Origin of the sequence: Synechococcus sp. UW105, from assembly GCF_900473935.1 — a bacterium.
In the GTDB taxonomy this organism is placed as follows: domain Bacteria; phylum Cyanobacteriota; class Cyanobacteriia; order PCC-6307; family Cyanobiaceae; genus Synechococcus_C.
In genome coordinates this window covers 57,133-73,732 of sequence record NZ_UCNN01000005.1, presented here as the reverse complement: position 1 = coordinate 73,732, position 16,600 = coordinate 57,133, and the positions used below count along the sequence as shown (strand labels likewise).

The window sequence follows — 16,600 nt, the reverse complement described above, 5'->3', positions numbered from 1 at the left end:
ATGCAGCAAGCCGCGCATGAGAACGCCGATGACCTTTGGCTGGTGTTGCCTCACTTGGGACCTGGAGGAGCTCAGAAAGTGGCGTTGCTTGCGGCCGGCTTTTTTATGGCCAAAGGCTGGCGCGTGCGCCTAGTGACCATGCTGCCCGGTCCTGCCCAAGCCCATGCGATCCCAGAGGGGCTGTTGGTTACCGATCTTGCGCCAGCGGTGGATGCCCTCTGGAAGCGGGATCACTGGAATCGTTCACTGTTGGCGCGTGGTCGCCGCTTTCTGGCCCCGAAGCGACGGCTGCATCGCTTGCTTGCACGTCTTTTGATGGGGCCTCTGCTGGGGGTGCTGGAGCCAGTGCAGCCCGGCCAGCGCCACTGGCGCTCTCAGCTGCTGCGCTGGTGTGTGAATGGGATTGACGGCCCGCCCTCCTGGGAGCTGGAGCGGTTGCTGCATCGCCACTGCCCCACACGGGTGGTGTCATTTCTCAGCCGCACCAACATGCGGATCTGCAGTGCCCTGTGGTCGCGAGATTGTCATTTGGTGGTGTCGGAACGGAATGACCTCCGCAAGCAACAGTTGCCGTTCCCCTGGCCGCGCTTTCGCCGCTTGCTCTACCGAAGGGCGGACGTGCTCACGGCCAACACGGCTGGGGTGATGGACAGCCTGGTGCCGTTGTTCCAGGCCCGTCAGTTGGCGTTACTTCCCAACCCGCTTCCCATGCCGGTGGTGCCTGCTGCGGTGGGGTCGGCTGGAGATCGCCAAGGGTTTGTGACCGTGGCGCGGCTGGTGCCGCAAAAGGGCATCGATGTGCTGATTCGCGCTCTAACTCAAACCGCTGGCGCGGCGCGGAACTGGACGCTGACCCTTGTGGGGGATGGGCCGGAACGGGAGGCGTTGGAGCAGCAGGTGCAGCAGGCCGGTTTGCAGGAGCGGGTGCAGTTCCTCGGTTTTCGCTCGGATCCTCAGACGTTTCTTCTGCAGGCCGGCGTGTTTGTGTTGCCCTCCCGCTTCGAGGGCATGCCGAATGCTTTGTTGGAAGCGATGGCCGCGGGACTTGCGGTGGTGGTGACTGATGCGTCGCCCGGGCCGCTGGAGGTGGTGGAGGACGGTGTCAGCGGATTGGTGGTCCCCAGCAATGACCCGTTCGCCCTGGCCGAAGCCCTTGATCGCTTGGGTGCTGATCCCGAGTTGCGGGAGCGCTTAGGTGCTGCGGCGCGAGACACCTTGCGCCAGTTGGATTGGCCTGTGGTCGGTCCGATCTGGGAGTCGTTGGTGGATCAGCCATGACCCTGCAACGGTTGCTGGTGTTTGCCCCCACCCGCCGGGCGGCATCGGAAACCTTCGTGCGCGCCAATCTGGCGGGGTTGCCGTTCGAGGTGCAGGCCTACTTCGGTGATGAACGCCCTTGGAACCAACCGGCTCGCCTGGCCTATGGCCTGGCGGTGCTGTTGAGCAAGGTCTGCACGCGCCTAGGGCTGTTGCGCCTGGCGGGTTGGCCGGCAGCCATGGTGGCTCGAGGCTTGATCGCCCGCCATCGGCCCGATCTGGTCTTGGCGGAGTTTGGTTTCCATGCCGTGCGGGTGATGGAGGCGGCCCCGGTGATGGCGGTGCCCCTGGTGGTGCATTTCCGCGGCTCGGACCTCTCTGCGCAGAGCAAACTCGGTGTGTTACGCGGCCGCTACCGCCGCTTGATGGGTTTGGCGGAAGGATTGATCTGTAAATCCCAGCCCATGGCCGAGACACTGCAGGCGTTGGGCGCGCCTGCAGATCGCATCTTGATCAGTGCATCCGGAGCGAATGCCCACCTGTTCCACAGCAGTGAGCCGGCAGTGGCGCCTCCTGTCTGTCTATCGGTGGGGCGCTTTGTGGCCAAGAAGGGCCCGTTGCACACGATCCGTGCCTTTGCTGCCCAGCCTCATGGCCAGCTCTGGATGGTGGGGGAGGGGCCGTTACTGGCGGAAGCGAAAGCCTTGGCGGAGCAGCTGGATCTGGGGCCGCGGATCCGTTTCCTCGGTGTGCACAGTCAGGCTGATGTGGCGGTCTTGATGCGGCAAGTGCGGGTGTTCGTCCAACATTCCCTGGTGGCAGCGGATGGCGACAGTGAGGGCAATCCCGTGGCGGTGATGGAAGCGCAACTCAGTGGTTTGCCGGTGGTGGCCACGCGCCACGCCGGGATCCCTGAGGTGGTGATCGATGGCAAGACCGGCGTGCTGGTGGAGGAAGGCGATGTGAGGGGAATGGCCGCGGCGATCGAACGGTTGCTTCAGGATCCAACGTTGTGCGCCCAGTTCGGCGCTGCAGGCCGTTGCCATGTGGAGCAGGGGTTCACCCTGGAGCAGCATCTGGAGGATCTCAGTCGCTTTTTGATCCAGACCCATGCCAAGGCGGAGAGGGTGGCATGAGCGGCGGCAAACAACGGCTTCTTTTGATCCGGGGCTTGGGTCATAGCGGCACCACGATTCTCGACTTGGCCTTGGGTGCCCATCCCCAGATCACGGGGCTGGGTGAGGCGGTGCGGTTGCTGGAGAAACCTGCAGCCAAAGACAGCCACCGTGGGCCCGCCCAGTTGCGCGGGGCTCTGCGTTATCAGCGCCAGTGCACCTGCGGCCTGGTGGCAGATGCCTGCCCAGTGTGGGGGCCGATCCTGCGCTGGCTCCCCGCCCATGACGATCAACCCCTACCCGCGAAGCTCAAGCGTTTGCTGGCGGCGCTCGAACCCTCAGCGGCTGGTCCAGGAATGAATTCATGGGTGGTGGAGTCGTATCAAGACGATTTCGTGCTGCCCTTGCTTGAGGATCCGGCTCTGGAGATCCGGGTGATTCATCTCACGAGGGATGTGCGCAGTTGGGTGCATTCCCGCTCTCGCGATGGTCGTCAAAGGGGTCGCTGGCTGCCTGGTCTTCAGCCTTTGCTGCGCTGGTGGCGTCTCAGTGCACGCCATGAACGGCAGCTGCAGAGGTGCGGGAAGCCAGTGTTCCGTCTCGGCTACGAGGAGCTGGCCCTGCGGCCGGAGCAGAGCTTGCGTCGCCTCTGTGACTGGTTGGAGCTGGATTTCGCTCCTGCGATGCTGGCTCCGGTGGCTCAGTCGGGTAGCCACATCCTCTCTGGCAATCGTGTGCGCTTCGATGCCGAGAAAGGGGCGGCGATTCACTACGACGCTGCTTGGATGAGCCATGGGGCCGGGATCGCTCAGCTCGCCTTGGCCTGGCCACCGCTAGCTGCCCTCAATCGGCGGCTGGTTTACTCCGCTTCTCGCCGGTAGATGTGGCCGTTGCTGACGGCGGGATCGAAGTTATAGATCTGCCGGTAGCCACTGAGATCAATGCCGTATTTCTTGAGCTTCTTGCCTGAGTCGAGATCCAACAGCAGGTCTCCCGGCTGCGCTTGATAACGCTCGCCCCGGCCGATGCCATCGATCACCTTGCTGAGGCCAGTATCGGGGTCGAGGTAGATCAAGCGGTCATAGGGGAGGGTGCGCAGGTAGTCGGAGTGTTTGAACCACGACTTCGAGAAGATCAGGTTTACCGGCTCACCGCTCCTCCTGGTCTGGCGCGCCAGGACCTGGGCTTGATCAAAGGTGGCGCGCCAGGAGCGTTGGGTGTTGCGGATTGAGGTGAAGCGCTCTTGGAAGTGATGGGCGAAACGGTGTTCCACCGCCACGATCGAGAGGCTGAGGCCCATGCCGATGGCCCCGGTGATCCTGCGGCTGGAACGGCTCAGCAGCCACGGGCTGATGACCACGGCCCAGATCATCAGCAGGTCGATCACCGCCACCAAATTCACCGGCAGCGCCATATAGCTGGTGCTTTTGAATCCCACTAGGGCCCATAGGGCCAGGGCATAGGCGAGGGCTCCGAGATTGAGGCCGTCGATCACCGAGAACGAGAAGTCGCTGCGCTGGCGGCTCCACTGGACCAGACGCACCAGGATGAACATCAGCACCACAAAGGTGCGGATGTCGAGCTCAAAGGCGGAGAACCGCAGGCTGGAGTCGTAGCGCTGAACGCCGAGGTAAAGGCTCGGCAGCAGGCTCAACCAGGTGGCACTCGCCAGAAAAAAGGGCACCAGGCAGAGCAGGTTGAGTTCCAGTCGCCTCTGATTTGTCCATTGGCGTGGTGGATGGGTGAGCAAGGATGCCATCGCTGGCACCACGAACAACACGATGGCGGTGTCTTTGAGAAAGCTGCCGATCAGGGCCCAGATCAGGGCCAGTAGGGCGGAGCGACGGTCTCCTGTTTGGCGATGCTGAAGCCAGTGAAAGGCGAACAGCGCCAGCAGCAGGCTGAGAAGCCTTTCGCTGTAGATGAACTGGAAATAGTTGTAGGCCGCTGAGCTGGTGAACAGATAAAGACTGCAGCCGATCAGCAGGACTGCGGGAGCCTTGGCAGCTTGAGGTTTGGTGGGCCTGAGGCTTTGCTGCACCACGGCCACGCTCATGCCAATGGTGGCCACGAGTTCGGCGGCACTGATCAGTGCCCACACCTTGGGATAGGGCGTGAACCAACTGAGGATGTGCAGGTCCTGGTGGGAGAGGGGAAAGAAGCGGAAGTCGTTGCGGCCCATCGCTTCACCGATGAAGCTGGGCCGTGGGCCGAAGTTGTCGATCAGCAGCCCGTTATGGATGTCGTCGAACCAGGTGACGATCTCCTTGTAAAACCAGCTGCTCTCGCTCACCATCAGCAGCGCGTAGACGGTCAGCAGACCGCAGGCGATCGGGTGGCGAAGGATGAACCTCCAGGCCTGGCTGAGCAGGCTGTTGGGATGGCTCGATGCCTGTGCTGGAGCAGGAGCTTGATTGATGGCCAGAATCAGGAGGCCGATCAGAAGCAGCAGCACCACCAGCCAGAGTTCGTGGGCCAGGCCGTTGTAGTTCTCCAGTAGTGCAGATCCTTCGGGGAGCAGGGGATCAGGGAGTTGCAGACGGTGTTGCACGAGCCAACTGCACAAGCCAAGCCCGATCAGCAGAACTCCGCCGGAGATCCCCGCCAGCCAAAGCATCAGCCGGTTCACCATGGCCATCGTCATGGCTGAATCCGGAAAATGCGGCCGTTCTTCTGGCCGTTGTTGTCTTGGTAGAGCAGTTGGGTGGGCCAGCGTTCGAGCAGCGGTTGAAGCGTGCTGGCGTCTTTGTCGATCGTGAACAGCAGATCGCCCACTTGGGGTGTGTAGGGCTCGCCTTTGCCCGTGCCTTCCTCGACGCTGAAGCGGTTGCGCTGCGGGTCGAATTCGATCAGGCGATCAAAGCGAAGGCGGCCAAGGTGGCGTTTGGCCGAGAACCACGATTGTTTGCTGTAGATCAGGTTGATGGCTTCGCCCCGGGTGCGGATCGGAGCAGTGGTGGCATCAATGGCTTGGTATGCCTCCAGCCACGACTGTTGACGCACCTTGATGGTGCTCACGCTGGCCGCGACGTTTGGTGGCTGGAGGTGGTCGAGACCGATGCTTCCCAGCACGACCGCCGATCCGACAGCACCAGCCAGCCTTGCTGAGCTGCGACGCTCAAGTGCAGGGCTGATCCAACAGGTCCAGATGAAGCAAAGATCCAGCACCGTCACCCATTGCACGGGCAGGCTGAGGTACTTGTGCGACTCAAAGCCGATCAACACCAGTAAGCCGGCGCCATAACTCAGAGCTGCCAGGTTGAGACCATCCAGAAGGGTGACGCGGCTGCGCCCCAGGCTGATGGACGCGGCGCGAACCAGGCAAAAGCCGATCAGACACCAGAAGCGCCAGTCGGGGGCGAACAGGAAGCCCTTGTTTTTGTTGTAGGAGCCCTTGTTGGCAAAGGCGCTGGGCAGCAGGGAGAGCACCACATAGGCCAGCAGAAAGATCAGAGCCAGGGAGCAAAGCCAGAGCTCGAGGCGATAGGCCTCTACCCATTTCGCTCGTGAGCTGCTGGTCCAGCTGGGACGGCCCTCCACCAACCCCAGGCTGCCAGCGATCAGCATCACCGCGGGCGGCACCACGAACAGCACCACGGCGATGTCTTTGATGAAGATGCCAATGAGACCGAAAAGTAGGGCGGCATAAAACGAAGCCTTGTCGCGGTGCTGGTGATGGTGCAGATAGGCGCCGCAGTAGAGGGCAAGGATGAACGTGAGGAAGCGTTCGCAATAGGAGAACTGAAAGAAGGCCATCCCGGTGGCGGGATGGAATAACAGCAGCAAGCTGGTGATCAGCAGCAGCGCCGGAATCTGGGTACGTCCACTGAGCCTGCGTACAAACCGGGCACTCACCACCACGATGGTGAACAGCTCAGCGGCGCTCACCAGCATCCACATCTTCACGTAACCGGTGAACCAGCTGAGGATGTGCAGATCTTGATGGGCGAGCGGGAAGAAGCGGTAGTCGTCGCGTCGCATCGTTTCGCGCAGGAAGTCGTGGCGGAACGAGAAGTTGTTGAGGAGATGCTCTTCGGGGATGTCCTTGAACCAGCCCACCAGTTCGGGATACATCCAGGTGGTGCCATGCACCATCGCCACCGTGTAGCCGGCGAACAGAGCGAGCACCAGGGGGTGCTGACGGGTGAAGCGCAGTAGCTGGTTGGGCCGCGATGTTTGGTCGGTTGTTCCTAGGGAATGCTCTTGCTGATGCTGGGCACGGCGGATCAGCACCACCAGCGTGAGCACACTGAGGGCCAGCAGCGCCAGAAACAGGTCGTGGGAGGTGGCTTGGTATTGCTTGAGCAGCGTTTTACCCGCGCTCACCTCTGGTGAGGGCAAGAGATTGCGGTGTTGCATCAGCCACAGCCAGCCGCCGAGCCCTAGGCCGATCAGCACGCTGGCGATGGTATTGATCCAGGCCAGAAGGGGCAGCGGCCGACGGCTGTCGTCAGTGTTCATCGATGGTTCAGTTGATCTCAAGCGCGGGCATTGCTTTCACCACGTCATCGATGGCTTTCACCTGGGTTAGGAAGGCCTCCAATTGCTCCAGGGGCAGGGCACTGGGGCCATCGCAGCGAGCTTTGTCTGGATTGGGATGGGATTCCAGGAACAACCCCGCCAGGCCCACGGCCATGCCCGCTCTGGCCAAGTCCATGATTTGGCTGCGTCTGCCACTTGAGGCGGCACCACCTGGGTCGCGGCACTGCAAGGCATGGGTCACGTCGAAGATCAGCGGCAGGTTGCTGCAGCACCGCTTCATCACCCCGAAGCCGAGCATGTCGACGACGAGGTTGTCATAGCCGAAGTTGCTGCCTCGCTCGCAGATCAGCAGCTGCTCGTTGCCGCATTCCCGAAACTTCTCAACCATGTTCGCCATCTGCGATGGGCTGAGGAACTGGGGTTTCTTGATGTTGATCACTGCGCCGGTGCGGGCCATTGCCTCCACCAGATCGGTTTGGCGAGCGAGGAAGGCAGGCAGCTGGATGATGTCGCAGATTTCAGCGGCTGGCGCTGCTTCCTCTGGGCTGTGCACATCAGTGATCACCGGAATGCCATGGGTGTCTTTCACCGCCTGGAGAATCTGGAGACCGTCCTCCAGGCCCGGGCCCCGATAGGAGTGAATCGATGAGCGGTTGGCTTTGTCGTAGGAGGCCTTGAACACCAGGGGAATGCCCAGGGCTTGGCACACCGATTTGTAGTGGCCGGCCACATCAACAGCGAAGTCGCGCGACTCCAACACGTTGACTCCACCGATGAGTACGAAAGGTGCATCGTTGGCGAAGTGGATGTTGCCCAACGCAACGCTGCGGGCGGCCATGGGGGTGGAGCTCAGGTGGATTGAAGCCTAGGGCTGGCCCCTGGAGCGGCTTTAGGCTGCCTCCATTGGCCCTGGTGCAGGCGAATGGCGATCGCTCCGATCCCGATTTTTATCGGATACGACCCGCGTGAGCGTGCGGCCACCAATGTGCTGATTGACAGCCTGTATCAGCACAGTTCGATGCCACTGGCGATCACGCCGCTGGTGACCCCGCAGCTGGAGGCCCAGGGGTTGTATCGGCGCGAGCGCGATCCAAAGCAGAGCACGGCCTTTTCATTCACCCGTTTTCTGGTGCCCCATCTGATGGGCTACCAGGGCTGGGCGCTGTTCATGGATTGCGACATGCTTTGCCGCGCCGACATCAAGGCGCTCTGGGATCAGCGGGATGACCGCTACGGCGCCATGTGTGTGCAGCACGAACATGTGCCTGGGGAGACGGTGAAATTTCTCGGGGAGGTGCAGAGCGCTTACCCCAAGAAGAACTGGAGCTCGTTGATGCTGCTCAACTGCAGCCGTTGCACCAAGCTCACAGTTGATTATGTGAATTCTGCCTCTGGTCTGGAGCTGCACCGCTTTTATTGGCTGGAAGGTGACCATGAGATCGGTGCTCTTGATGGCGGTTGGAATCACCTCGTTGATGTGCAATCACCACCAGAGACCGAGGAGGCATCGCCGATGCTGCATTGGACTCTGGGTGGACCCTGGTTCCGAGAGCAGCGCACGATGGGAGGTCCCTTGGCGGCTGAGTGGTTTTCCGCCAGAGATGACGCCATGAAGCTGTGGGACTGATGACGATTCAGCGTTCTGTGGTCGCGGTGCCGGCGCGGTTGGCCTCCTCCCGTCTGCCCGACAAGGTGCTAGCCGACATCGGCGGCAAGCCGATGATTCAGCGGGTGCTGGAGCAATGCGCCAAGGCCAATGGGCCTGCGGCTGTGGTGCTGTGCACCGATAGCCAGCGTTTGCAGGCTCTGGCAGAAGGCTGGGGTTTCCCTGTGTTGATGACGTCAGAAGACTGCAGTTCCGGCAGTGAGCGGATCGCGTCGGTGGCTGATCAGCTGGTGGCGATGGCTTGGGGTGAGGTGGCTGATCGCTGGGATCTCCCCACTCGAGCTGAGCGTTTGGTCAGCACGGCGGTGATCAATGTGCAGGGGGATCAGCCGTTCCTTGATCCTGAGGTGGTCAGTGCGATGGCGACCGAATTTGTGCGGCTCGATCCGGTGCCAGCCGTTGTCACACCGGTGTACCGGCTTAAACCCGACACCATCCACAACCCAGCTGTGGTGAAGACCCTATTGGCCCATGACGGTCGGGCTCTCTACTTTTCACGCTCCGCCATCCCTCACGTTCGCGATGTTGATCCCGCCGCTTGGCATCAGCACACCCACTACTGGGGCCATGTGGGCATGTATGGCTTCCGCGCCGATGTACTCGCTGCTTGGGATCAGTTGCCTGCCTCGCCTCTTGAGGATTTAGAGCGGCTTGAGCAGTTGCGCTTGATCGAAGCAGGTCACACGATCGCTACCTTCTCGGTGGAAGGCACGTCGCTGTCGGTGGATACTGCGGAGCAGCTGGAGCAAGCCCGGCAGATGGCGGCTCACGGCTGAGGACTCAACCTTTGCACCAGCGGCTGGTGGTGGGCCACAGGTGATTGAAATCGAGAGCGGGAAGCACTTTGGTGGCCCTTTGTAGATCCTTGGCCTGGAGCTTGCCTATCTGGGCAAGCAGGTCATCGGGGATGACCGTGGCCGTGGCACTCACATTCACCTTCTCAGTCCACGCCGGTTCCTGGTAGGGGATTGTCAGATAGCGGCAGAGGTCGGCGTAGGTCTTAGGGGTGAATAGGGTTTCGAAGAGACCGATGAAGCAGTGCTCTAACCCGAAGGCTTGATCGAGTGCATCGAGGGTCTGGCCGTAGTTGCTGCGTAGACCTCGCCCTTTGGCCACTCTCTTCCGCAGGGTCTCCACTTCCAAGCCGGCATCTCGGAGTCCTTGCTTGCGCAGTTTCATGCGCTGACTGGAGATGATGCGCTCGATTGGATCGCGCATCAGGAACACCGGTTTTACGGGAATGCCACGCTGCTCAAAGCTGGTTTTGATCTCTTGCAGGGTCTCTGCGCTGAGCAGGGCATAGGAGGGGGTGATGTCGCCAGTGAGGTGGATCTGAGCTCCCCTGAGGTTGGGGCGCGTCAACAGCCAGGCGAAATAGTCGGTGTAGCGCTCGGGGTTGTGGATGAACCACTGACGCAGCCAGCTGCGGGGCTGAATCCAGGTTTTGGGTTGGTTGGGCTGGATCCGGATGTTGCGGAATCGGGCCAGTTCCGGCACGGTGCGAGCGTCGTGGACGTGATATTCCTTCAGGCAGCCGAAATCTGCATCACGGCGGCTGTGCAGTTGTTGATACAGCCAGGAGGTGCCGGCCTTCTGGGCACCGACCCCCAGCAGAAAGACGCCTGGTGTCTGTGGGCAACCGTCAGTCATTGCGGTCTCTCCAGCCATTGTGGCTTAGTTCTTTCCAGAGCCCTTTCGCCTTGAGGATGTACTCGGCCAGCTCGCGAACGGCCCCATGGCCGCCGCGGCTCTTGAGTACAGCATTGGCTTGATATTGAACCGCGCGACAGGCATCTGATGGGGTTAGCAGTAGCCCCACTTGATGGCGAACGGCCAGATCATTGAGGTCATCTCCGATAAAGGCCGTGACCGCGGCGGTGACATTGAGCTGCTTTTGTAGTCGCTCGAGGGCGGCGGGTTTGTCTTTGATGCCCACCATGCAGTGGTTGATCCCCAGCTGCCGTGCTCGTACTTCCGTGGCGCCGCCTTTGCCGCCACTGAGGAAGGCCAATTGCAACCCGGCTTGTTGCAGCAGGCGGATGCCCAACCCGTCTCGCACGTCAAAGCGTTTTTGCAGCAGACCGTTGGGATCAAACCAAAGGCCGCCGTCGGTGAGCACACCGTCCACATCCATGACCAGTAGTTCGATCTGGCTCAGGGCTTGGCGCTGGCGTCGCCATTGAAGGGAGCGCAGCAGTGCTCTCATCAGGCCAGCCCTGCCTGCACCAGGTCATGGAGGCGAAGCAATCCATCTAACGTGCCGTCAGGATGCACCACCGGCAGCACCGAAATCGGTTTGCGGCGGTTGTGCTCCATCCGCTGAATGGCCTCGACCGCCATCAACTCGGCCGTCACCGTGATCGGATCGACTGTCATCAGGTCTGTGGCCTTGAGGCTGGCCCAGGCATCACTGCTGTGATCTCGCAAAGCTCGGCGTAGGTCACCGTCCGTGATCAGGCCCGCCAGACATCCAGGCTTGGTGGGATCTTCGACCCAGCCACTGCCAATCGCTCCCTGGGTGAGCTGGCTGATCACCTCCGGTAGGGGGGTTGTGGGTTGCAGGGCGGGAAGTTTGGTGGCCGGCACCATGAGATCTGCCACGGTCATGGTGAGCTGCTTGCCAAGCGAGCCCGCTGGATGGTTGATGGCGAAATCGGCGGGCGAGATACCTCGCCGTTCCATCCATACCGCCGCAAGGGCATCACCAATCGCCATGGCAACCGCCGTGCTGGCGGTTGGGGCGAGGTTGAGGGGGCAGACCTCTCGGTCCACGACCGCCTCCAGCACCACATCGCTGCCACGCGCTAGGGAGGAATCTGCCCTGCCTACAAGAGCGATGCGGGCGGTGCCTCGGCGCTTGAGATGCGGGAGGACCTCGAGGAGCTCGCTTGTTTCTCCGCTGTTGGAGAGAAGTAGGCAAACATCGTCAGGAGCGACCACCCCGAGATCCCCATGCAGGGCATCGAGGGGATTGAGATAGAGGGCCATGAGGCCGATCGAGGAGAAGGTGGCGGCGATTTTTCGAGCAACGATGCCACTTTTGCCCACGCCGGTAATCACCAGCTTCGCTTTGCGATCGGCGCACTGCTCCAGAAGGTTCAGCGCCTGTTCCACCTCATGACTGCTGAGACGATCGGCAGCGGCGGAGATAGCGGCTGCTTCCTCTTGCAGGCAGCGGGTGAGGGCAGACAACGGCTAATCAGCGGAGCTTCCGTTGATTCTGGGCCCTGGAGGCAGCCTCTAGGCTTCTGATCAGCTCCTCTGTGATCGTGAACCAGGCTCTCAAGTCTGTGGCCAGGGAGTCTGGGCGGACCAGTTGGGTGTGGGGTCATCGCTGAATGGGATTGCGTGCTCTGCTGCGGCTTGCCTTGGGCTGCCTTGCCCCGCCGCGCAGACCACCGCTGGTGCAGTGCGCATTGGCCGGCACCGGTCCCCGTCGCTTGATTGCTTATCTCACCGGAGGGTCTCAGGGTTGGATCCTCGACTTCCTCTGGCGTGATCTCACCGCCACCAGCGTTTGGCGAGATGGCGAGGCCCCTGAGCTGCTGGTGGCCTCGGATCGCAACAGCCTGGCGTCAATGATGGAGGGCGCGGATGCCTTCGTGTTGGTGATGTTCCAAGGGCATCTCCCGCGCTTGTTGCGAGACGGCATTCCAGCGGAGCGCGTGATCCTCTACATGAGTCATGTGCGGATCGGTCTTGGTCTGCCTGATCTCAGTCGTCTGCATGGGGTGCTGGCGCTCAATGCCCATGAGGAGGCGTTGCTCAGGATGCAAGGGGTGGAGTCAGAGCGCTTGCATCGCTTTCCAGCCGGTTACGACCCCCGTTTGTTTTTCCCTGGCCGGCCCCTGGCCCAGCGTCGCTTTGATGTGCTGTTTGTGGGTCGTTACGTAGGTTCCAGCAACAGCAACTACCACCAGCGCAAGCGCTATGCGCTGCTTTGTGACCTGATTGGTCTGCTCAGCCACCAGGGCCTGCGTGTGGCTGTGCTGGGTAATGGTTGGCAGGCCTGTGAATATCCTCTGCCTGCTGCGCTTGAGCTGATCGATGCTCCCCACAGCGACTACGGCGCGGTTTATCGCCAGACCCGTCTGGTCTGCTCGGTGTCGGCCCAAGAAGGGGGGCCTGTGTCCTTTCTGGAGGGTCTGGTCAGTGGATGTTTGATGCTCTCAGTGGCCACAGGATTTGCCGCTGACTTTCAGTCCGGTGTGGATGGCATCTGGCATTTGCCACTGAAGGCAGAGGCGCCGCTCTGGTGCGAGCAGATTCAGGCCTGTTTGCTGGCTGCCCAAGCCGATCCAGACTTGGGGAGTGGAGTCTGTTCCCCTGCACGCCAGGCTTTTCTGGAGGCGGCTCAGTTTGAGCGTCTGGCTTTGCAACTGCGCCAGCTCTGTGATCAATCCTTGATAGGAGGCAGCATGGAGCGATCGGATGGCTGATCAACCGCCTGTGCATTTGCCTGGCATCCCGGAGAGCGTGCTCGACGCCTTACAAGAGCAAGCCCGTCTTCTCGGTGGTTTACGTCTGGCTTTAGTGGGGGGCGCTGTGCGTGATGCTCTGTTGCATCACCACCACCTTGAACCATGGCGGAGCCTCCCGGACCTTGATCTGGTGGTGGAAGGCTGCAGTGAGCAATTGGCGACCTCTCTGCGTCAGCGCCTCGGCGAGGCGCGGGTGTCGGAGCTTCGGGTGCATGGCAGTTTCGGCACGGTCGAGATGGTGCTGGATGGAGTGTTATTGGATCTGGCCCGTGCCCGTCGTGAGTGCTATCCCGCGCCTGGGGAGAATCCGTTGGTCGAGCCCGGGCTGTTGCGTGATGACCTGGCCCGCCGGGATTTCACCGTGAATGCGATGGCCCTCGTGCTGCCGCTGCCAGAAGCTGAACCGGAGTTGCTTGATCTCCATGGCGGTCAGAGTGACTTGGCAATCCGGCAGCTGAACTTCCTACATGCAGGAAGTGTGCAGGACGACCCCACCCGGGTGTTCCGAGGAGCGCGTTATGCCGCCCGTCTCAACTTTCGCCTGGCGCCGCAGGCGGTCGAACAGCTGCAGCGCACCGTGGCGGAGTGGCCCTGGTCCTGGCGCCCTGGAGACAGGCCTGATGCTGTGCCGCCGGCTCTCGGCACGCGCCTGCGCATGGAGCTTGATGTGTTGTTTGGCCGCGAACCCTGGCGTCAGGCGCTGATGCATTTGCAGAGCTGGGGCGCTCTGACTTTGCTGGATTCGCAGTTGCAGAGCGACGGCTTGTTACTGCGGCGTTTGCACAGGGCCGATCGTTTGGGGTTGCCGTTGTTGTGCGTGTTCGTCGCTGCTAGCCAGACCCCTCTGGCCCTGGCCCAGCGCCTGCAACTGCCCCTGCAACAGCAACGCTGGCTCGAGCAACTGAAGCACTTGCAAGACTGGTTGACGCTGGAGGTGTTGCAACAGCCTTGGCAAGGCTGGAGCGCTGCGCAATGGAGCGAAGCGCTGGAGGCGAAACCGTGGAGCCCGGAGGTGGTTGCCTTGGAGGTGGCCCGGGCTGGAACGTGCTGGCGACCGTTGCTGCGTTGGTGGGGGCGCTGGCGCCATGTGAAACCGCCGCAGACGGCCCGGGAGTTGATCGCATCCGGCTTGCAGCCTGGCCCTCAATTGGGGGAGGCGCTGCGTCGGTCTCGTTTGCAGCGATTGGAGGCGATGCGATGACGAGGCCATCGCGCCCTGGTCTGCTGCGTTGGGGGACGAGTTTGGTGGTGCTGATCGGCAGCGCCTTTGCTTTGAGAGCTCTGGCCCTGATTGATTCCACTGGCTTGTGGAGCGACGAGCTTTACACCATCGGCAAGAGTTTTCAGCCCAGTTATGAGGCTTTGCTGGCGATGCTCCGTCAGGACACGCATCCCCCCCTCTATTACACGTTGATCTGGTTATGGGGCCAGTTGCTGCCGCCTTCAGCGGTCACGCTTCGCCTCTTTTCTTGGCTGGCCTATGTGTTTGGGGGTTTGGTGATCACGGCCCAGGCAGGCGCCTTGGCTCGCCAGCAGGCATGGGCAAGGCCACGGTTGGCGCTGGCCGCGGCGGCTCTGATGGCTTTTTGCTCTCCTTACCCCGTGCGTTTTGCAATCGAGGGCAAGGGGTATGCCCTGTTGGTGTTGCTCGTGGCCCTGGCCTGGTGGTGGCGTCAGCGCAGCCAATGGCTGGCCTATGGCCTCAGCGTGGCCTTGGCGGCACTCACCCACTACTACGGTCTGTTTCTCTTCGCCGCCACCGTTTGCTGGGACGCCTGGCAGCGACGGCCCCGTGCCGCCTTCTCCGCAGCCTTGGCACTGATTCCTGCGCTGGTCTGGATGCTGCAGGCATCGACCTATCTGATGCGCAGTGGCACAGGTGCCTGGATCGGTCGACCGGATTTCGCTCTCCTGGAAGACACCCTGGCTCGAGCACTCGGGTTCTGGCCTCTGCCCAAACTTGCCCTGTTGGTGCTTGCGGCTGCTGTGGTTGCCTGTTGTGGATTGCAGCGAGAGCTGGCTGATCCGAAGCAGGAAAAACACGCTGGGCAGAAGATCGACTTAGCGGATTCCAGCGGCTTGATCCCCTCAATGTTGATGGTGGTGGCTGTGCTGATGATCTCCTTCTGGAAACCGCTTGCTTTCAGCCGTTATTTCGTGGTGCTGTTGCCGGCGTTCGTGCCCTGGCTTGCGGTGCGACTGGCGGCGTTGCCGTTCAACGCTCGCGGCCGCGTTGGCGCCTCTGTAGTTCTGGGGGCCTTGTTGTGCAGTTGGTGGTGGCACAGCTTCTCTGAGTTGGATCCGTCGCTGAATGGCCATGGAGCGAGGGAAGCCGATCAGTTTCAACTGGTCAGTCGTGCTTTGGCTGAAGAGTCCCATCGCTTCTCCCGGCGCGAGCGGCTGTTCAACCTCAGTGACCAGATGGAGGTGGCGGCTGGTCGGATGGCCCAGCCCGCGCGCTCCTGGGGTGGGACTTCAGAATTGGATCAAGTGCTGGCCTCAGATGCATTGCCTCACCACCTCTGGCTAGCAGACAGTGGAGATGCCAAGGGGGCGCGGCCGCGGCTGACCGTGTTGCGCAGGCGGGCTGAAGGTGCTGGCTACCGGTGCCAAACGGCAGAGATCGCCGACGTCGGTGCCTCGCCCTATGCCCAGGTGCAGCGTTGCCGCCTGGTCACACCTCTACATTCAGAGCATCGCTGACGATGCCGGAAGTGACGCCGCCGCTGCGCCAGCAGTCCCAGAAGCCTCGAGTGCTTTACATCACGAGTCGAGGCCACAGCGGTTCCACGCTGTTGTCGTTGCTGGTGAGTGGTCACAGCCAGGTGGTGAGTGCCGGTGAGCTGAAGATGCTCACGAATCCAGATCCCACGAGGCGTTTGTGTAGCTGCCATCGCTTGGCGCCGGATCAGTGCCCCTTTTGGAGCCAGGTACAGCAGCACGTGATCGAGGCAGTGGGTCGTCCTTTAGATCAGCTTGTGCTCGGGGATGACGGGGATGATGCCACATTCCTCCGCCACAACCAGGCGTTATTCACTGCGATCGCGGCGGTGAGTGGTATCGGATTGATCGTTGATTCCTCCAAATCGCTGCCGCGACTGTCGCGCCTGCTCGACGCCAACGCTCAGGGCGCTGATTTTGTCTTGTATCCAGTGCATCTTCATCGCGGTCCCTTTGGCTCGATGAACAGTGCTCGGAAACGTGGAGATCAGCTCAGGAGCGCGGCTTACAACTACACCCGCTTGTTTTTTCTCACCCGTGAAAGGCTGCATGGTGTTCAGGCGCTCAGGGTGTATTACGAGCGGCTCGCTGCACAACCGCGTGAAGAGATGGCGCGGGTGATGGAATGGCTTGGGCTTCCTCTTGAAGAGGGGCAGTTCCAGTGGCGCGATGGGATTCGCCGTGACATTCACGGCAATGACATGCGGTTTGGTCATTCCGATCAGATTCGGCTGGATCAGAGCTGGCGCCGGCAACTCTCGTTCTCCCAGAAAATGGGGGTGTTGGTATGGACGTTGCCTGTGCGTCTCCGTTCCGCCTGGTTGTTTCGGAGGCTGCGGCTCTGGATCAAGCCGGGGGTGTCTCCCTTCCCTTGAGCG

Annotated in this window: 15 protein-coding genes; 9 read left to right on the top strand and 6 right to left on the bottom strand. The window is 61.5% G+C overall.

Going from position 1 to position 16,600, the window contains the following annotated elements:
• The 3 genes from DXY16_RS00920 to DXY16_RS00910 are packed head-to-tail and all read left to right on the top strand — an operon-like array spanning nt 1 to nt 3,253.
• On the top strand, nt 1-1,278 hold the full coding sequence (locus tag DXY16_RS00920) for a glycosyltransferase (RefSeq protein WP_115118644.1): 1,278 nt from the start codon (nt 1-3) through the stop codon (nt 1,276-1,278).
• Complete coding sequence (locus DXY16_RS00915; RefSeq protein ID WP_115118642.1) at nt 1,275-2,393, top strand: glycosyltransferase; 1,119 nt, start codon at nt 1,275-1,277, stop codon at nt 2,391-2,393. Before DXY16_RS00920 ends, DXY16_RS00915 begins: the two co-directional genes overlap by 4 nt.
• On the top strand, nt 2,390-3,253 hold the full coding sequence (locus DXY16_RS00910) for a sulfotransferase (RefSeq protein ID WP_115118640.1): 864 nt from the start codon (nt 2,390-2,392) through the stop codon (nt 3,251-3,253). Before DXY16_RS00915 ends, DXY16_RS00910 begins: the two co-directional genes overlap by 4 nt.
• Here DXY16_RS00910 and DXY16_RS00905 read toward each other — a convergent pair.
• From DXY16_RS00905 to kdsA, 3 genes are read right to left on the bottom strand one after another with little or no spacing between them, the layout of a single operon-like run.
• A complete protein-coding gene (locus tag DXY16_RS00905; protein WP_137006994.1) occupies nt 3,232-5,016 on the bottom strand; it encodes a hypothetical protein in 1,785 nt (594 codons plus the stop codon). The genes DXY16_RS00910 and DXY16_RS00905 overlap by 22 nt on opposite strands.
• Nucleotides 5,013-6,833, bottom strand: coding sequence for a hypothetical protein (locus tag DXY16_RS00900; RefSeq protein ID WP_115118636.1), 1,821 nt, complete (start codon nt 6,831-6,833; stop codon nt 5,013-5,015). Before DXY16_RS00900 ends, DXY16_RS00905 begins: the two co-directional genes overlap by 4 nt.
• A gap of 7 nt (nt 6,834-6,840) precedes the next feature.
• The gene (kdsA, locus tag DXY16_RS00895; RefSeq protein WP_115118634.1) at nt 6,841-7,692 is read right to left on the bottom strand and encodes a 3-deoxy-8-phosphooctulonate synthase; all 852 of its coding nucleotides are present in this window, start codon (nt 7,690-7,692) and stop codon (nt 6,841-6,843) included.
• An 84-nt stretch (nt 7,693-7,776) separates the two neighbouring features.
• On the opposite strand from kdsA, the gene DXY16_RS00890 reads away from it, so the two are divergent.
• Both DXY16_RS00890 and DXY16_RS00885 read left to right on the top strand, forming a co-directional pair.
• On the top strand, nt 7,777-8,481 hold the full coding sequence (locus DXY16_RS00890) for a hypothetical protein (protein WP_115118632.1): 705 nt from the start codon (nt 7,777-7,779) through the stop codon (nt 8,479-8,481).
• Nucleotides 8,481-9,296, top strand: coding sequence for a manno-octulosonate cytidylyltransferase (locus tag DXY16_RS00885; protein WP_115118630.1), 816 nt, complete (start codon nt 8,481-8,483; stop codon nt 9,294-9,296). The genes DXY16_RS00890 and DXY16_RS00885 overlap by 1 nt, the downstream gene beginning before the upstream one ends.
• 4 nt (nt 9,297-9,300) lie before the next feature.
• Here DXY16_RS00885 and DXY16_RS00880 read toward each other — a convergent pair whose 3' ends face one another.
• Genes DXY16_RS00880 through DXY16_RS00870 form a run of 3 tightly spaced genes read right to left on the bottom strand, consistent with a single transcriptional unit; the run spans nt 9,301 to nt 11,712 of the window.
• Nucleotides 9,301-10,170, bottom strand: coding sequence for a sulfotransferase family protein (locus DXY16_RS00880; RefSeq protein ID WP_115118752.1), 870 nt, complete (start codon nt 10,168-10,170; stop codon nt 9,301-9,303).
• Nucleotides 10,163-10,726, bottom strand: a complete 564-nt coding sequence (locus tag DXY16_RS00875) for an HAD family hydrolase (protein WP_115118627.1) — start codon at nt 10,724-10,726, stop codon at nt 10,163-10,165. Before DXY16_RS00875 ends, DXY16_RS00880 begins: the two co-directional genes overlap by 8 nt.
• Nucleotides 10,726-11,712 carry an SIS domain-containing protein gene (locus tag DXY16_RS00870; protein ID WP_115118625.1) on the bottom strand — a complete coding sequence of 329 codons (987 nt, stop codon included), beginning with the start codon at nt 11,710-11,712 and terminating at the stop codon, nt 10,726-10,728. The genes DXY16_RS00875 and DXY16_RS00870 overlap by 1 nt, the downstream gene beginning before the upstream one ends.
• Nucleotides 11,713-11,858: 146 nt before the next feature.
• On the opposite strand from DXY16_RS00870, the gene DXY16_RS00865 reads away from it, so the two are divergent.
• The 4 genes from DXY16_RS00865 to DXY16_RS00850 are packed head-to-tail and all read left to right on the top strand — an operon-like array spanning nt 11,859 to nt 16,597.
• Nucleotides 11,859-12,959: a hypothetical protein gene (locus DXY16_RS00865; protein WP_115118623.1), complete on the top strand. Its 1,101-nt coding sequence runs from the start codon at nt 11,859-11,861 to the stop codon at nt 12,957-12,959.
• Nucleotides 12,952-14,202 carry a CCA tRNA nucleotidyltransferase gene (locus tag DXY16_RS00860; protein ID WP_115118620.1) on the top strand — a complete coding sequence of 417 codons (1,251 nt, stop codon included), beginning with the start codon at nt 12,952-12,954 and terminating at the stop codon, nt 14,200-14,202. Before DXY16_RS00865 ends, DXY16_RS00860 begins: the two co-directional genes overlap by 8 nt.
• The gene (locus tag DXY16_RS00855) at nt 14,199-15,704 is read left to right on the top strand and encodes a hypothetical protein (protein ID WP_115118618.1); all 1,506 of its coding nucleotides are present in this window, start codon (nt 14,199-14,201) and stop codon (nt 15,702-15,704) included. The genes DXY16_RS00860 and DXY16_RS00855 overlap by 4 nt, the downstream gene beginning before the upstream one ends.
• A gap of 2 nt (nt 15,705-15,706) precedes the next feature.
• On the top strand, nt 15,707-16,597 hold the full coding sequence (locus DXY16_RS00850; RefSeq protein WP_115118616.1) for a sulfotransferase: 891 nt from the start codon (nt 15,707-15,709) through the stop codon (nt 16,595-16,597).
• Nucleotides 16,598-16,600 lie beyond the last annotated feature (3 nt).

What these genes read in the sequence shown, in the direction of transcription:
- DXY16_RS00920 (WP_115118644.1), top strand. Translation starts at nt 1, where the DNA reads ATGCAGCAAGCCGCGCATGAGAACGCCGATGACCTTTGGCTGGTGTTG.
- DXY16_RS00915 (WP_115118642.1), top strand. Translation starts at nt 1,275, where the DNA reads ATGACCCTGCAACGGTTGCTGGTGTTTGCCCCCACCCGCCGGGCGGCA.
- DXY16_RS00910 (WP_115118640.1), top strand. Translation starts at nt 2,390, where the DNA reads ATGAGCGGCGGCAAACAACGGCTTCTTTTGATCCGGGGCTTGGGTCAT.
- DXY16_RS00905 (WP_137006994.1), bottom strand. Translation starts at nt 5,016, where the DNA reads ATGACGATGGCCATGGTGAACCGGCTGATGCTTTGGCTGGCGGGGATC.
- DXY16_RS00900 (WP_115118636.1), bottom strand. Translation starts at nt 6,833, where the DNA reads ATGAACACTGACGACAGCCGTCGGCCGCTGCCCCTTCTGGCCTGGATC.
- kdsA (WP_115118634.1), bottom strand. Translation starts at nt 7,692, where the DNA reads ATGGCCGCCCGCAGCGTTGCGTTGGGCAACATCCACTTCGCCAACGAT.
- DXY16_RS00890 (WP_115118632.1), top strand. Translation starts at nt 7,777, where the DNA reads ATGGCGATCGCTCCGATCCCGATTTTTATCGGATACGACCCGCGTGAG.
- DXY16_RS00885 (WP_115118630.1), top strand. Translation starts at nt 8,481, where the DNA reads ATGACGATTCAGCGTTCTGTGGTCGCGGTGCCGGCGCGGTTGGCCTCC.
- DXY16_RS00880 (WP_115118752.1), bottom strand. Translation starts at nt 10,170, where the DNA reads ATGACTGACGGTTGCCCACAGACACCAGGCGTCTTTCTGCTGGGGGTC.
- DXY16_RS00875 (WP_115118627.1), bottom strand. Translation starts at nt 10,726, where the DNA reads ATGAGAGCACTGCTGCGCTCCCTTCAATGGCGACGCCAGCGCCAAGCC.
- DXY16_RS00865 (WP_115118623.1), top strand. Translation starts at nt 11,859, where the DNA reads ATGGGATTGCGTGCTCTGCTGCGGCTTGCCTTGGGCTGCCTTGCCCCG.
- DXY16_RS00860 (WP_115118620.1), top strand. Translation starts at nt 12,952, where the DNA reads ATGGCTGATCAACCGCCTGTGCATTTGCCTGGCATCCCGGAGAGCGTG.
- DXY16_RS00855 (WP_115118618.1), top strand. Translation starts at nt 14,199, where the DNA reads ATGACGAGGCCATCGCGCCCTGGTCTGCTGCGTTGGGGGACGAGTTTG.
- DXY16_RS00850 (WP_115118616.1), top strand. Translation starts at nt 15,707, where the DNA reads ATGCCGGAAGTGACGCCGCCGCTGCGCCAGCAGTCCCAGAAGCCTCGA.